The following is a 14823-nucleotide window of genomic DNA, read 5'->3' as shown; positions in this document are numbered from 1 at the left end:
TGTTCAAGGCAGGCGCAAAGCCGCAGCGAGAGGCTTTGTGCTGTCCAGGGCGCACCCGCCCATTAGCGCCCCATGTCTTCAGACAGCTCCGCTGAGCTAGGCCGGAAAGATGGGGAACCTCTTTCCCTGGAAGATTGATCTGAGAACGTTGTTTTTATAAAACGATTCAAGTGGGCCTATTTTGTTTTGTTAAGTACGCAAGAATCGCCTTCTTACTCCTCAGGCGAGAAGCTGCACAAACCACCCCGCCATTCCGCCATGGCGAAAATTTCCGGTAGCACTCTGGCCAGTTCATCTGGATCCATGTCGATGCCGTTGGCTTCGAGCAGAGGAGCCGCCTCACGCACCATTTCTCTGTAATCGGTACGGCCCCGGAATTGCTCCAGCGTATCGGCATAGGGCTCCATGCCCAGCGCTCGAACCAGTAAATCCGCGTAGTTGAGCACCTGGAAACCATGCGTTTTTCCATCCGACGCAAGCTGCCGGTGGCAGGCGTGATAAAGCGAGACCAGTGCATCGACATCATCTTGCTTGCAGCGCGCTATGGTCTGCGCGCGCACTTGCTCTTTCAAGGCAGGCGCGCGTTCTGCGCTCGATACGCCACACATGTAGCCAGGCTCCTCGATCTCGTCGACGATGGTGAGACCCGGAATTGCACGCATTAAGCGCATCACGTTTTGCCCTACATCATGCATGCCGTGGTGCGTGTGAACGACCACGCGCATATTCACGGGCGTGGTGAAGAGTTTGTGCAGTTCATCTTCGCGTTCGATCAGGAACTTGGTGATGTGGTCGAAATCGAAGCTGACGGAGCGGTAGTCCTTGATCGTCTCGGTCAGGTGAATACTGCAGGAGGGGCACCAGTTCAGCACCGTCTTAGGGTTGAAGGTGCCGAACCGATGCAGTGTCTGCTCGCTCACTTTGCCGCCGCGCTGCAGATCACCCTCCCATTTGCTGTGGATGACGCCGCAGCATGAAGCCGGACCGCCCATGACCTCGTAGTTCACGCCCAGTGCCTCGAGCACGCTCATGGCGTTGAACAGCAGCTGCGGTGTGCGCACCGGGTTGCATCCGGTGAAGAACACCACGTCCACGTCTTTGGGTTTCTTCAGTTTGAGCAGGCGTGCAGCATCTTCTGGAACCAGTTGCATGGACACGAGAATGCGGATGGCGCGTGCCATTTTCTGAAACATGTGCGGCGTGGGGTGTGTCTTGGCAGACACCTCTGCATTGGCCAGCATCAACATGCGGCGCGGGTTGATGTCGACAGGGCACGCGGGAATGCATTCGTCACAGCCGTTGCATTGGTAGGTCCACAAGGCTGAGTCCTCGCGCATTGGTTGGCTGCTGTCTTTCATGAAATCGAGCACGCCTGTGACTACGTCCACTGGCTGGGCAGCGGCCAAGGTGGCATCGAATGGAACCACGGGGCAGACTTCAACGCACTTGCCACAGCGTGTGCAGTTGGATAGCAGGTCTTCCCAGGCGTGTGCGTAGAAGGAAGTCAGGGTTTGGGGGACGTTGTTCTGTTGGGTTTCCATGAGGTGCCTCGTTGAGTTTTGCGTCGCCCCCTCCTGCGTGCGTGCTTGATGAGGGCGAGTGCATCCGCTGCGCGCGATGACAACGTCTTCGAGCGCGTGGTGGTAGGGTGAAATACGTAGCTACGCGGGTAAAGCGCGTGCCGTGGGCTAGCTCACGGCAGGTGCGGGCGCAGTCAGGTGTGAGTGATCTTCACAATCGGGATTCGATCGTGTGTACTGCGGTCTCCAGCAACGGGACAATTTCCTTGCCGCGCGGCGCGGTCATGCGCTTCACCCCTGAAGCGATGCTGAGCGCCGCAAATGCGACGCCATCAACCGGATTACGGATGGGCAGTGCGAAGCCGCCCACGTTGTCGATGTAGTCACTGGCGGTGAAAGCAAAGCGGTCTTTTGCCGTGCGTTTGACCATCAGCCGGATGCGTTCCGCAGCCAGCAATCCGGTTTCTCGATAGCGCATGCCGTTGGCCCGCATAATGGCCTCGCGTTCGGATTCAGGCAGCGCTCCCAAAATGGCAATGCTGCTTAAGCCCACGCCCAGCGGTCGCCTTGAGCCGATGTCTACGGGCATTTCCTCTACTGCGAATTCGCCAGTCTGCCGGTCCAGGCATACCGTATCGAGCCCGCTGCGCATGACCAGAAAGACGCACTCTCCGGTCGTCTCGGCCAGCTTGCTCACTGTGCCTGCGCACAGCTCTCGCAGGCCCAGGCGCGGGAATGCCCTGAGCCCCATCTCGTACGCGAAAGGTCCGAGGAAATAGCGCCGAACGCCTGTTGCGTGAATGACCAGGCCTTCCTCCGCCAGCGCACCGAGCAGTCGATAGGCCGTGGCGCGCGTCAAATCGCAACGTTTGGCCAACTCGCCGGCGCTGGCACCATGCTCACCCGCCTGGCTAAGCTCGCGCAGCAGTTGCACCGTGCGTCTAAGGCTCTGTGTTCCGGCCTGGGGGCTTTTTTGCAAGAACGACATGGGAATCTCCATGAGAGGGCGAGGCCGACCGGCGAACCTGGATCGATGGGACTATTGTGACCGGGATACTCACGACGTGGACAGTTTCTTGGTGCTGCATCACGGCCTGGAGTTGAGTCCAAGCTTCTGGATCAATGATCCCCACTGCTGGGATTCACGCTTGAGGCGCTCAGCCGTTTCGGCTGGGCCTTGCACCGCAACGATGGCCCCAAGGTCGCTGAAGCGCTGCTGCATTTCCTTGTCGCTCACAACTTTCTCCACATTCGAGCGCAATTGTTCGATGATGGGTTTGGGCGTAGCAGCGGGTGCATATAGGCCAAACCAGTTCACCGCCTCATACCCACTCACACCCGCTTCCGACACAGTGGGCACGTTGGGCAGCTCAGCCACCCGCGTGCGGGATGTCACTGCCAAAGCTTTTACGCGGCCCGCTTTGACCATGGGGAGAATGGTGGGTAGCACTTCCAGTGCGATATTCACTTGACCACCCACGAGATCCTGTACCGCCGGACCGCTGCCCTTGTAAGGCACGTGCACCGGCCGACCGCCGGTTCGCGAAAGCAGCAATTCCATGGCCAGATGGGGCAGAGTGCCATCACCCGCTGAGGCGTATGACAACCTGGAGCCCGGCTTGTTCAGCAACGCGATGAGCTCCTTCAGGTTGTTGGCCGGCACGGAGGGGTTCACTGCCAACACCAGTGGCGATTCCGCGAACTGGATGACTGGTGCGAAGTCTTCAGCCTGCACACGCGCCTTGTCGAGGGTGTGCGGAACGATGGTGAACACGCTGGGCACGGTGGTGAGCAGCGTGTAGCCATCGGCGGGCGAGCGTGCCACCTGCTCCGCTCCAATGGCTCCAGCGGCTCCTCCCTTGTTTTCGACGATGAATGACTGGCCCATCGAGGTGGAGAGTCTCTGCGCCAGCACGCGGCCCAGGATGTCGACGGGGCCCCCGGGGGAATACCCGACGACGATCTTCACGGGTTTGTTGGGGTAGGTCTGTGCCGCTGCGAACTGCGCGGAAATCGCGAATGAGAGCGCCAGGCCGAGCTTGGCAGATAGCTTGAAAAACGTGGGGCGGAGCATTGAGGCAGTTCCTGTATTTGAAGGCGAGTGGAGTCTTTCATAAGCACTCGACAACGCAAAGCAGCGTCTCAGATTGTCCACATCATGGGACGTCTGGTCCGCGTGATAACGTGTGCGCCGTTTTTTGATCGGACCTCCTTCATGCACTCCATTTCAGACCTCATACGCCAGCTTGATGAACGTACTACCAGCGCGGCTTTGCTGCTGAAAAAGGCGCAGAACCAAGCCATCAAATCCGCTGATTTGAACGCTTTGGCTTTTGTCGATTGGGAGGCTGCCCAGGCCTTGGCTGTGCAGTGTGATGCAGCTCTCGCCAAGGGAAATACACGCGGGGTATTGAGGGGCATTCCCATCTCCATCAAGGATTTGTACCCTGTTCGCGGCATGCCCACCCGGGCCGGCAGCCGCGCTGCATTGCCCTCTGATGCCATGGATGTGACAAGCCACGAAGCTGTGCTGGTCGCACGTCTGCGTGCTGCAGGTGCAGTCATTTTCGGCAAGACCAATATGCACGAGATCGCGCTGGGGTCGACAGGCGAGAACGTCTGGACGGGCGATGTCAAGAACCCCTTTGATCCACTTCGTCAGGCCGGTGGATCATCCAGCGGATCGGGCGTGGCGGTGGCCACAGGAGTGGGTGTGGCGAGCATTGGCAGCGACACGGGAGGATCGGTCCGCATCCCTGCCAATTTCAGTGGGGTGACAGGCTTCAAGCCTACGCATGGAGCGATTCCATTGGAGGGTGCTCTACACCTTTCCTGGACCTGCGATCATGCAGGCCCCCTGGCGCACAGCGTGGCCGATTGCGCGCTGTTGTTCGAGGTCATGGCTGCCCGCACCCTGGAAGCGACCCGCATCGCCAGAGTGCCGCGTTTTGCCGTGCCTGCGAGCTGGTTGCGTGGCCGCCTGTCGGTGGAGGTGCACGATCATTTCGAACGAACCCTCGCGCGCCTGGCTGCTCTGGGTGCGCAATTGGTGGAGGTCGATACGCCGCTGTTACCTCGAGCTGCACAGTGCTTCACCGACATCGTGCAGGCTGAGGCCGCATGGGTACATCGTGAAGCGCTGGGTCAAGGCGGCGTGGGTTTTTCCGAACTGGTGATGCCGGCGCTTCAGCGGGGGCAGACATTGAAGGCGGGCGACTACATCGACGCCCTGCATGCGCGTGCGGCCATCGCCGCCGAACTTGACGCCATCTTGATCGGCTGCGACGCCATGCTGCTACCAACCTCAGCCGTCGTTCCTCCACTGCGTGGCCAGACCCAGGTACAGGTGGAGAGCGGCTCTGCAACGGTGCGTGAAGCGGTGCTGGGCCAGACCTTGCCCTTTTCGCTCGCAGGCGTGCCTGCCTTGTCGATACCCACCGGGCTGATCGATGGTTTGCCCGTGAGTTTGCAGGTGGTGGCTGCGCGCGGGACGGACGATGCCCTTTTGCATCAAGGCCAATGGTTGCAGGAGCAGGTGGGCCAGCGGTTGACGCCCTTCGTGATGCAGTGAGCGAGTGAGCGGAGTCCGGTGTCTCACCATGTGGATGTTTGGCGCAAGGCGTTGACGCCTCAGCGGGCGCTGCGGCCTACTCGCGTCGAGATCAGGCAACCCTGATCACGACGCACCCACAACGCTGCATCGCAGGCATTCATGTCATTCGGCTCGATGCAGCGCTTTGGATTACTGAATTTCGCTCCAGGAGAATCTGATGTCCACGCCCGCAACCATGCACCACATATGCCATGAAAACGGTGGGCCACCCTCCGTGATGCAGTTGAAGAAGGGCTCCACGCCCGCCATAAAGTCCGATGAAGTGTTGATCCGCGTGCAATACGCAGGTGTGAACCGTCCGGATGTGCTGCAGCGCAGTGGCTCTTACCCACCTCCACCAGGTGCAGCACCTGGGCTGGGCTTGGAGGTTTCCGGCGTGATCGCTGCAGTTGGCGCAGAGGTGAGCCAATGGACCGTGGGCGATGCTGTATGCGCGTTGACCAACGGCGGCGGCTATGCGCAGTATGTGGCTGCTCCTGCGGGGCAGGTGATGTCCGTGCCTGAGGGTATGTCGATGCTGGAAGCCTCCGCGCTGCCGGAGAATTACATCACCGTCTGGAGCAATGTGGTCGAGCGTGGTGGGCTTGAGAAGGGTGAGACCTTTCTGGTTCATGGCGGCTCATCGGGCATAGGATTGACGGCGATTCAACTGGCCAAAGTCCGTGGTGCAACGGTCTACGCCACCGTGGGTAATGCAGAAAAGGCGCGCGCTTGTGAGTTTGCAGGAGCCGATAAAGCCATCAATTACCGCGAAAAGGACTTTGCCGAGGCTATTGCCGAATTGACGGGTGGCCGTGGCGTAGATCTGATTCTTGACATGGTGGGGGGAGACTACATCGCCCGCAACATTGCCAGCCTGGCGCTGGACGGCAGGTTGGTGCAGATCGCGTTCCTGCAAGGCTCCAAGGTGGAGGTGGATTGGTTGTCGCTGATGACACGCAGGCTTACCTACACCGGCTCTACGCTGCGCCCGCGCTCCCTGCAGGATAAGGCGCGCACTGTACAGGCGTTGCAGCATAACGTGTGGCCTCTGCTTGCCCAGGGCCAGGCACGTCCTGTTATCCATAAAGTGTTCGCGTTGGCGGATGTCGGTGCAGCCCATGAGTTGATGGAGTCATCCACGCACATCGGAAAGATCATGCTGGAAGTACCGCAGGACTGAGAAGCTGCTTTTTAGGCCACGCCGGATTCACTGACACCCCTGAGTTCGCACCACCTCTTCCGAAGCACAGTGTGCGGCGGTGTTTCGTTAGGAAGCGCCAATAACGCACACACATGCTCAATCCATCCCTGATCCCTGAACGGGTCGTCGCAGATCGCTTCCTGCCACGGCCCTGGAGAACCCATCATGACCCTTCATCTGGTTGCACAAGCTCACACGACGGAGTCGCCGAGTTCCGCCGACCCGCTCTCACCCCCGGCTGCGGCGTCTCTGGGGGGCGTGGCGCATTCCGGGCGCCTTACTGCGCTGGTGAAAGCGGTGAGCACGGTCTGCTCGGGCGTAGTCAGCATCGAGCTGTGCCCTGCTGCAGCGGGAGAGACGTTCCCGGCGTTTGAGGCGGGCGCGCATATCGATCTGCATCTGCAAAGCGGCATGGTGCGCAGCTACTCTCTACACAACGCACCAGGGGAGCACAACCGCTACGCCATTGGCGTGCTCAACGACAACGCGAGCCGCGGCGGATCGCGCTGGATCCACGAACATCTGCGTGCGGGTGATCACATCCCCATTTCATCGCCACGGAATCTCTTTGCGTTGAATGAGCAGCAGCCCGCGCACTCAGTGTTTGTGGCAGGCGGTATTGGCGTGACACCTATCCTGTCGATGCTGCGCAGACTGGTGCAGCTGGGGCGCGGTGCCCACGTGATCTTGTGTGCCCGCAGCCGCAGCAGTGCACCATTTCTGGATGAGTTGGTGCACCTGACGAGCCGAGGAATTAGCTTGCACACGCACTTCGATGACGAGGCGGGGGGGGCGCCGTGCCTTCGCTCGCTCTTGGCAGCACACCAGCCGCGTGATCACTTCTATTGCTGCGGCCCGTCACCCATGCTCACCAACTTTGAGTCCACTTGCGCAGAGTTGGGCTTTGCCAACGTGCATGTCGAGCGCTTCAAGGCTGACCAACCCGTCAGTCCGAAAACAGCGTTGACGGGTCATTGCACGGTGGAACTTCGCAAGAGCGGAATGACCATGGAGATACCCAAAAACAAACCGGCGCTGCAGGCCTTTCTGGATGCCGGAGTGGACATTGAATTCAGTTGCGAAGAGGGCGTGTGCGGGGCTTGCGAAACCCGCATTCTGGAAGGCGAGGCGGAGCACCGCGATAGTGTGCTCAGCGGTGCTCAGAAGGCGGCGCAGAAGTCGATGATGGTTTGTGTTTCACGCTGCCGCTCTGATCGAATGGTGCTGGATTTGTGACCTGTTGATCGCGAGCCTCACGCCTAGTCGGCCAAGTGCATGCGGATTTCCTGTGCGGCCAGCTGAAGCGCTGGTAGCACCCGCTCGCGCAGATCTGAGATTTCCAGGCTGCGCAGAGTACCGCAGGCGTTGATGGAGGCCACCACCTCCCCGGCTCGGTTGCGAAGTGGCACGGCGACAGCCCGCAGGCCAAAGGCCAACTCTTCGTCGACTATGGAATACCCATCACGGCGTATGTCCGCCAGGATGGTGCGCAGCTCCTGTGCGTTGGCGACAGATCTTTCTGTGGGACTGTCGAATTTGATCTGGCTGATGACTTCGTCCAGGCGCTGGGGCGGCAAAGCGGCCAGAAGCACTCTTCCCATCGCCGTGATGTGCGCCGGCAGGCGCGTTCCCGTGCTGACCATCACCTGGATGGGCTGATGCGAGTTTGCACGAATCGTGTAGAGCGCGTCGCAGCCGTCCAGCACGGCAGCTGCGGCCGAGACATGGTGCGCGTCGCTGAAGCGTTCCAGAACGGGCTGCGTCAGCTGCCATATCGGTTTTGAGGCGAGATAGGAATAGCCCAGATCAAGCACCCTGGGCCCCACGGAAAACCGTTTGCCGGTCTGATCGACGTAACCAAGATCAACGAGCGTCAACAGCATGCGCCGTGCAGAAGCCGGCGTGAGCGAAACCTCCTTCGCTACTTCGCTGATGGTCATGGGGGTGTGGCGGCGGCCAAACGCCAACAAGACTTGAAGGCCCTTAGCAAGTGAATTGACCCGGTCCGAGCGTGTCGATTCCATCTCATCACTTTGCTTGCTCAAGTCCCTGCTCTCCTTTAGTGGTCGCTTCAGATTGGTCGATGCCGCAAGGAAATGCGGCTCGCAATTATGCGCTGAGCGTTACTTGACAAAACCAACGAGGCAAATTTATGATTACGCTATGCGCAAAAGTTTGCGCATAGCGCAAGAAATTAATCCAGACATTGCCGTATTTGGCTCGTGGAGATTCAGTGACCGCCTATCAAAACATCGTCGTCGACCGTCTTACCTCCATCGTGGTGGTGACGTTCAATCGCCCTGCATCCATGAATGCGCTTTCTCCCGAGATGGAGTCGGAGATGTGGGACGCCATCAACCGTGCCGATGCCGACCCCGAGATCAGAGCCGTTGTCCTCACAGGTTCGGGCAGCGCGTTCTGCTCCGGCTACGACATCTCCCGCGGCCCTGGCGATGACCGGCCCTCCCTGCTGGGGGCAAGCGAGTTGTCCAACGCTGAGTTGCTCAAGGGCTGGATGAACATAGACGGAGGAGGACTGGAGCGGTTGATGCGCATTTGGCACATCTCCATTCCCGTCATTACGGCCATCAATGGGTGGGCGATGGGCGCGGGGTTCTGGTATGCGTTGGCATCAGACATCACGCTCGCTTCCGACAAGGCCGTTTTCGCGCAACCTGAGGTGCGTCATGTCTCCAACACCAGCTTTCTGTTGGCTGCCCTGGTGGGATGGAAGGCAGCTCATCGGTTCGGGCTGACCGGGGATCACATGGATGCGGCGGAGGCCTATCGCCTGGGTATCGTCAACGAGGTGGTGCCACACGATGAGTTGATGGCGCGGGCCTGCGCCCTTGCCGAACGCATCGCCCTTGTACCCGAGCCCTCAGTTCGCCTGAACAAGGCCGTGACCTGTTCAGGCCTGTTGGCATCGGGGTTGCAGGCAGGGCTGGCTTTGAATGCGCCTTTGTCTGCGTTGGCGCATGCATCGAACAACGAAGAGCGGTTGCAGCTGTGGGAAACGATGCGTCTGAAGGGAATGCGCGCTTTTGTGGCGCAGCGGGATGGCCCGTTTCTGCCGGAACCCTTCGGACCGAAGTCAGCCCGCCCGAATCCGCTGTCCGCCACGGGGAACGGAGCAGGGGACGCCAGCAAATGATCGACAAGATACGTTCGGATGTCGATAAAGCGCTGTCTTGCCTGAAAGATGGGAGCAGTCTCATGATTGGGGGCTTCGGCGAATGCGGGCGCCCCAACATGTTGATAGCTGCAGTACTCGACAGGGGGGTGCGTGACCTCGTGCTGGTCAGCAATAACTCGGGAACAGGGCGCGTCGGACTCGCTGCGTTGCTGCTCAGTGGTCGCGTGCGCAAGATGATCTGTTCCTACCCTCGCGGCGATCTGGCGGTGGAGCTTGAGCGGATGGTGAAAGCCGGCTCCATTGAGCTCGAAGTGATGCCGCAGGGCACGCTGTCCGAGCGGATGCGCGCTGCGGGCGCAGGTATTCCGGCGTTCTACTGTCCTACCGGATTTGGCACGACTACCGCACGCGGCAAAGAAACGCGCGAGTTCAATGGACTTGGTTGTGTGCTGGAGACAGGGCTCACCGCCGATGTGGCCCTGATCAAGGCGGGGCGTGCCGATCGCTGGGGCAATCTCACATACGACAGGCTGGCGCGAAACTTCTCGCCGCTGATGTGCATGGCGGCTCGCACGGTCATCGCTGAGGTGGATGAGGTCGTGGAGCTAGGCGATATCGACCCTGAACACGTGGTGACCCAGGGCATCTTGGTGGATGCGGTCGTTCGCACGCAACCCGTCGATGCGCGTGTCTGGGAAAGGGCTCTGGCATGAAGCCGTTGACAAGAGATCAGATCACCTGGCGCGCAGCGCAGGATGTTGAAGACGGCATGGCCGTCAACTTAGGGATCGGATTGCCAGAAGGTGTGGCCAACCATATCCGGACTGGCCATGAAGTCATCTTGCACAGCGAGAACGGAATTCTTGGCATGGGGCGTTTGGCCCGGCCCGATGAGATCGTTCCGAATCTCATCAATGCCGGCAAGGTTCCCATCACCATGGCACGCGGTGCGAGCATCTTCGACCAGGCTCAGTCGTTCGCGCTCGTTCGTGGCGGCCACATCGACCTCTGCCTGCTTGGCGCCTTCCAGGTAGCTGGCAACGGGGATCTCGCCAACTGGTCGCGAGCGCATGACGATAGGCTGCCGGCCATAGGTGGCGCCATGGATCTCGCGCGAGGGGCACGCAGCGTCTGGGTTCTGATGGCTCACACCCAATCTGATGGCACGCCCCGGATCCTGGAGCGCTGTAGCTACCCCCTGACTTGCGCGGGAGTGGTGCGGCGCATCTATACCGATCTTGCCGTGATCGATCTGACCAGCAAGGGCGCCATCGTGAGCGACATGCTGCCGGATCTGTCGCGCGAGGAGCTGCAGTCTCGAACCGGTTTGCCTTTGACATTTGCTGCGAACGTGGCGCCGTTATGCATTCCGTGTTGATCTGACTGCAATGCACCGCGGGGGCCAGGTAGACAACGGCTTGCAGCCCTCAGGAATTGACATACCTCGTTGTCGTTGACAACACTTGAAATGGAGAACGATACATGCCTAGAGCAATCTTGCTGACGCAGGACGGCGGTGCAACCCTCGCGCAGGTGACCGACCTCGACGAGGTGCAGTGGCCAGACGCCGCGGTGACCGTGGAGGTCGAGTACTCCACATTGAATTACAAGGACGCACTGGCCATCACCGGCAGAGGGCCGGTGGTGAGGACCTGGCCTATGGTGCCCGGCATTGATTTCGCAGGAAGGGTGAAATCCAGCACCGACCCCCGCTTCGCGATCGGTGCACCAGTAGTGCTCAACGGCTGGGGCGTCGGTGAAACCCGCTGGGGCGGGCTTGCCGCCATGGCGCGAGCACCGGCTGAGTACCTGATCGATCTGCCTCCCGCGTTGACGACCAAGGATGCAATGGCGATCGGAACTGCTGGGTACACGGCGATGTTATGTGTACAGGCGCTGGAGAAAGCTGGCATTGGGCCGGACGCAGGAGACGTTCTGGTCACCGGTGCCAATGGCGGAGTGGGTGGCTTCGCGATTGCTTTACTGGCCCGGCGCGGCTATCGAGTCGTGGCGTCCACGGGGCGCACGGAGGAAGCGCCACACCTGCTCGAGGTGGGCGCCGCTGAAGTGATTGACCGGGCAACACTTTCCAATCCGGGCAAGCCATTGCAAAGGGAACGCTGGGCTGGCGCGGTTGACAGTGTGGGTGGCGCGACATTGGCCAACGTTTGCGCGGCCACCCGATATGGAGGGCTGGTTGCCGCATGCGGGCTGGCTCAGAGCATGGATTTGCCGGCATCGGTCGCGCCGTTCATTCTTCGCGGCATCACCCTGGCCGGTGTTGATAGCGTGATGGCACCCTTGGCGCGGCGCCAATCAGCCTGGGAGGCGCTGGCTCGTGAGGTCGATGCCGACACCCTTCGCCTGCTGTGCCCGCGTGTGCTCTCTTTGGAAGATGCCATTGACGCCGCTGGTGCACTGCTTGATGGGCGGATTCGGGGCCGGGTGCTGGTCGATCCGAGTCTCTAGTCCAGTGAGATGGGCCCGTCCTCTGCCTAGTCAATCTTTGACTCACGATTGCTGAGACGAGCAATCGCTTCTCCGATTCCTCATTCATAGAACAGCGAGACATCAACCTCATGTGCGACACACCCACATCTTCGCGTAAGCCACTCAACCGGCGTCAAACCCTGGGGCTGCTTAGCGCAGGCGCAGCCGCAGTGGCTTTTCCAGGCTATGCGAATTCCTATCCAAGCAAGCCCATCGAGTTGGTCGTGTGCTACGGCGTGGGAGGTGGCAGCGACAGCTACTACCGTGTCCTCGGACAGATCCTTTCCAGGCAACTGGGGCAGTCGGTCGTGATCGTCAACAAGCCGGGCGCCGGGAGTGCTGTGGGATCGGCCTACATCAAGAATGCAGCACCGAACGGATACACCATTGGAAATCTAACCGAAGTGATGATGCGCGAGCATTTGTTAGGTAATACCCAGTACGACCCTGCGAAAGACTTCACCTACATCGGCGTGGGAGCCTCCGTTCCTTTTGGTTGGGCGGTCAGGGCCGATTCGCCCATCAGGTCACTGAACCAGTTGGTCGAGGAAGGCAAGAAGTCTCCAGGCAAACTGAGCTATGGCGCAGCGGGCTCGCCCAAGTTGCCTTCCTGGGCCATGAAGTTGCTGGAAGGCCAGACGGGCGCCAGCTATCTGGGCGTGCCTTACCCCAGCAGCGCCGCCATCATTACCGCCGCTATTGGTGGGCAGATCGATTTGATCTGTGACGCGATCGGCGCCTTGGCTGGCACCGTGAGCGGCGGCCGTTTGCGCATGCTGGCGGTGTCCTCAGACCAGCGCCTGCCGCAATGGCCTGAAGTACCTACAGCGCGTGAGTTGGGGATCAACGCCACGACCACTCTGCCTTACGGTTTAGGAGGACCCGCCGGAATGCCTGCTGCGGTGATCGCCCGTCTGGAAGACGCCATGCGCAAGGCGGTGGCAGACCCAGAGCACCAACAAATAGTTGACAGGCTCAACATGGCAAGGTGGGTGCGTATCGGAAAACCCTATGACGACTACATGCGAAGCCAGTATGCCGCCATGCCGGCGCAGATGAAGGCGTTCGGTGCGCTCTGAGCGATGAGACACCCAATGACCGGCGCCGAGAGCCTGTGCGAAACGCTCCTTTCGAATAATGTGAACGTTTGCTTCGCGAATCCAGGGACCTCCGAGATGCACTTCGTGAGTGCGCTGGATCGCCAACCGGAAATGCGCTGCATCCTTGGGTTGTTCGAAGGCGTGGCGACGGGCGCTGCTGATGGGTATGCACGCATGATGCAGAGGCCCGCAGCGACGCTGCTGCACCTGGGCGCGGGCTTGGCGAACGGGTTGGCCAACATTCATAACGCCAAGCGTGCGGGCAGCGCCATGGTCAACATCGTTGGAGACCACGCCAGCTATCACCTGAAGCACGACGCACCGCTGACCAGTGACATCGTCTCCCTGGCCAAGCCTATGTCGCACTGGGTTCGCCGGACGCGCAGTGCAGCTACCGTTGCGGAGGATGCGTGCGAGGCCATCCGCGCCTCTCGTGAGGCCGGTGGACAGATCTCCACCCTGATTCTTCCCGCAGATGCGGCGTGGTCTGAGCTCCCATCTGGACAAAAGCCTCGAAGTCCCCACGTACCAGCACCTCTGGCGGTGCCTTCTCAGGATGAGGTGCGTGATGCCGCCAAGGCGATCCGCGCAAACGGCCCTGGAGCATTGCTGTTGCTGGGTGGTGCCGCCTTGCGAGGTCAGGCGCTGGATCTGGCGGGCACGATTTCGTGCGCCACAGGAGTAAGGTTACTCGCAGAGACCTCCAACCAGCGCATGGAGCGCGGACGTAACCGTGTGCCCATTGCTCGCATTCCCTATTCTGTTGCTCAAGCGCAGGCCGCTCTGAGTGACGTGCAGCAACTCGTACTTGTTGGGGCACGTCAGCCTGTGGCCTTCTTTGCTTACCCGAACATGCCCAGTGTGCTTATGCCTGAGGGTTGTGCGTGCATTCAACTGGCGGCGCCGGGGCAAGATGTCCTTGTTGGCCTCCAACTGCTGGCGCAGGAACTAGGCATTCCCGTGGGTGCGCCAAGTCTGCGCCTACAAAATGAAGTGGCCACTCATCCTTCGACCGGTCCCCTTACGGGTGCCGTGGTCAGTCGTATCCTGGCCCACTACCTACCCGAACATGCAATCATCTGTGATGAAGGGCTAACCGAGGGGCGCGAATTCCCGGCCGCAAGTTTGAATGCGGCCCCCCACGACTATCTGCAGTTGACGGGCGGCGCCATTGGCATGGGGCTGCCCCTTGCGGTGGGTGCCGCTGTAGCGTGTCCTGAGCGCAAGGTCATTTCATTGCAAGGCGACGGCAGCGCGATGTACACCTTGCAAGCTCTGTGGACGCAAGCCCGGGAGTCGCTGGACTGCCTGACCATCATCTTGGCGAACCGAAGCTACGCCATCTTGCACGGAGAGATGGTCAATGTAGGAAGCAGTGCGCTCCCCAACGGAAATGCGCAGCGCATGCTTGATTTGGAAAATCCCGCACTCGACTGGACCTTGATAGCCCAAGGGATGGGCGTAGAAGCCGTACAGGCCCGCACGGCAGAAGAATTTATCCGCCAACTTCGCGCGGGGCTGTCGGCGCCCGGACCCTTCCTGATTGAAGCCCTGATCTGATCCTTTAGAAAGCGCTCCTGCATGCTGCCAGCGATCTTTTCGGTGCGTGCGGCACTGCACACACGCCCTCATGCAGATTGACTGGGCGCTGGCCCAAAGCCACGCAAGTTTCTTCGCGCTTCGTTCGGCACGGGAGCCGCTCGAACGTGTCAGCGCTGACATTTGAGGGCATCAGGTGGCGCAAAAGGTCGCAGCCCGGAGAGCAATCCCCCTGCCAAGAA

At 60.4% G+C, this 14823-nt stretch carries 13 protein-coding genes; 9 read left to right on the top strand and 4 right to left on the bottom strand.

Translation table 11 applies throughout. The features are described 5' to 3' along the window. Positions 1 to 212: 212 nt before the first annotated feature. The 3 genes from ABIE13_RS23210 to ABIE13_RS23200 form a co-directional block, all read right to left on the bottom strand. A complete protein-coding gene (locus ABIE13_RS23210; protein WP_354447886.1) occupies positions 213 to 1541 on the bottom strand; it encodes a (Fe-S)-binding protein in 1329 nt (442 codons plus the stop codon). A gap of 190 nt (positions 1542 to 1731) precedes the next feature. After that, positions 1732 to 2508, bottom strand: a complete 777-nt coding sequence (locus ABIE13_RS23205) for an IclR family transcriptional regulator (RefSeq protein WP_354447884.1) — start codon at positions 2506 to 2508, stop codon at positions 1732 to 1734. A 99-nt stretch (positions 2509 to 2607) separates the two neighbouring features. Continuing rightward, on the bottom strand, positions 2608 to 3594 hold the full coding sequence (locus tag ABIE13_RS23200) for a Bug family tripartite tricarboxylate transporter substrate binding protein (protein WP_354447882.1): 987 nt from the start codon (positions 3592 to 3594) through the stop codon (positions 2608 to 2610). 141 nt (positions 3595 to 3735) lie between these two features. On the opposite strand from ABIE13_RS23200, the gene ABIE13_RS23195 reads away from it, so the two are divergent. From ABIE13_RS23195 to ABIE13_RS23185, 3 genes are all read left to right on the top strand, one after another. Continuing rightward, on the top strand, positions 3736 to 5091 hold the full coding sequence (locus ABIE13_RS23195; RefSeq protein ID WP_354447880.1) for an amidase: 1356 nt from the start codon (positions 3736 to 3738) through the stop codon (positions 5089 to 5091). Positions 5092 to 5290: 199 nt separating this feature from the next. Further along, positions 5291 to 6295 (top strand): NAD(P)H-quinone oxidoreductase, encoded by a 1005-nt coding sequence (locus ABIE13_RS23190; protein ID WP_354447878.1) that lies wholly within the window; start codon positions 5291 to 5293, stop codon positions 6293 to 6295. A 186-nt stretch (positions 6296 to 6481) separates the two neighbouring features. Continuing rightward, entirely contained in the window at positions 6482 to 7552 is a 1071-nt protein-coding gene (locus ABIE13_RS23185) for a PDR/VanB family oxidoreductase (RefSeq protein WP_354447876.1), read from the top strand. 23 nt (positions 7553 to 7575) lie between these two features. Here ABIE13_RS23185 and ABIE13_RS23180 read toward each other — a convergent pair whose 3' ends face one another. Further along, entirely contained in the window at positions 7576 to 8361 is a 786-nt protein-coding gene (locus ABIE13_RS23180; protein ID WP_354447874.1) for an IclR family transcriptional regulator domain-containing protein, read from the bottom strand. A gap of 188 nt (positions 8362 to 8549) precedes the next feature. Between ABIE13_RS23180 and ABIE13_RS23175 the strand changes: the two genes are divergently transcribed. From ABIE13_RS23175 to ABIE13_RS23150, 6 genes are all read left to right on the top strand, one after another. Next, entirely contained in the window at positions 8550 to 9470 is a 921-nt protein-coding gene (locus ABIE13_RS23175; protein ID WP_354447872.1) for an enoyl-CoA hydratase/isomerase family protein, read from the top strand. After that, positions 9467 to 10165 (top strand): 3-oxoacid CoA-transferase subunit A, encoded by a 699-nt coding sequence (locus tag ABIE13_RS23170; RefSeq protein ID WP_354447870.1) that lies wholly within the window; start codon positions 9467 to 9469, stop codon positions 10163 to 10165. The genes ABIE13_RS23175 and ABIE13_RS23170 overlap by 4 nt, the downstream gene beginning before the upstream one ends. Beyond that, positions 10162 to 10830 (top strand): 3-oxoacid CoA-transferase subunit B, encoded by a 669-nt coding sequence (locus ABIE13_RS23165; protein ID WP_354447868.1) that lies wholly within the window; start codon positions 10162 to 10164, stop codon positions 10828 to 10830. Before ABIE13_RS23170 ends, ABIE13_RS23165 begins: the two co-directional genes overlap by 4 nt. A gap of 104 nt (positions 10831 to 10934) precedes the next feature. Then, positions 10935 to 11921 (top strand): acrylyl-CoA reductase (NADPH), encoded by a 987-nt coding sequence (acuI, locus tag ABIE13_RS23160; protein ID WP_354447866.1) that lies wholly within the window; start codon positions 10935 to 10937, stop codon positions 11919 to 11921. Between the two features lie 110 nt (positions 11922 to 12031). Continuing rightward, the gene (locus ABIE13_RS23155; protein ID WP_354447864.1) at positions 12032 to 13021 is read left to right on the top strand and encodes a Bug family tripartite tricarboxylate transporter substrate binding protein; all 990 of its coding nucleotides are present in this window, start codon (positions 12032 to 12034) and stop codon (positions 13019 to 13021) included. A gap of 15 nt (positions 13022 to 13036) precedes the next feature. Next, positions 13037 to 14602: an acetolactate synthase large subunit gene (locus tag ABIE13_RS23150; protein ID WP_354447862.1), complete on the top strand. Its 1566-nt coding sequence runs from the start codon at positions 13037 to 13039 to the stop codon at positions 14600 to 14602. Positions 14603 to 14823 lie beyond the last annotated feature (221 nt).

Source organism: Ottowia thiooxydans (assembly GCF_040548795.1).
GTDB lineage: Bacteria > Pseudomonadota > Gammaproteobacteria > Burkholderiales > Burkholderiaceae_C > Ottowia > Ottowia thiooxydans_A.
The sequence above is the reverse complement of the archived record's forward strand: the minus strand, read 5'-3'. Positions and strand labels throughout refer to the sequence as shown.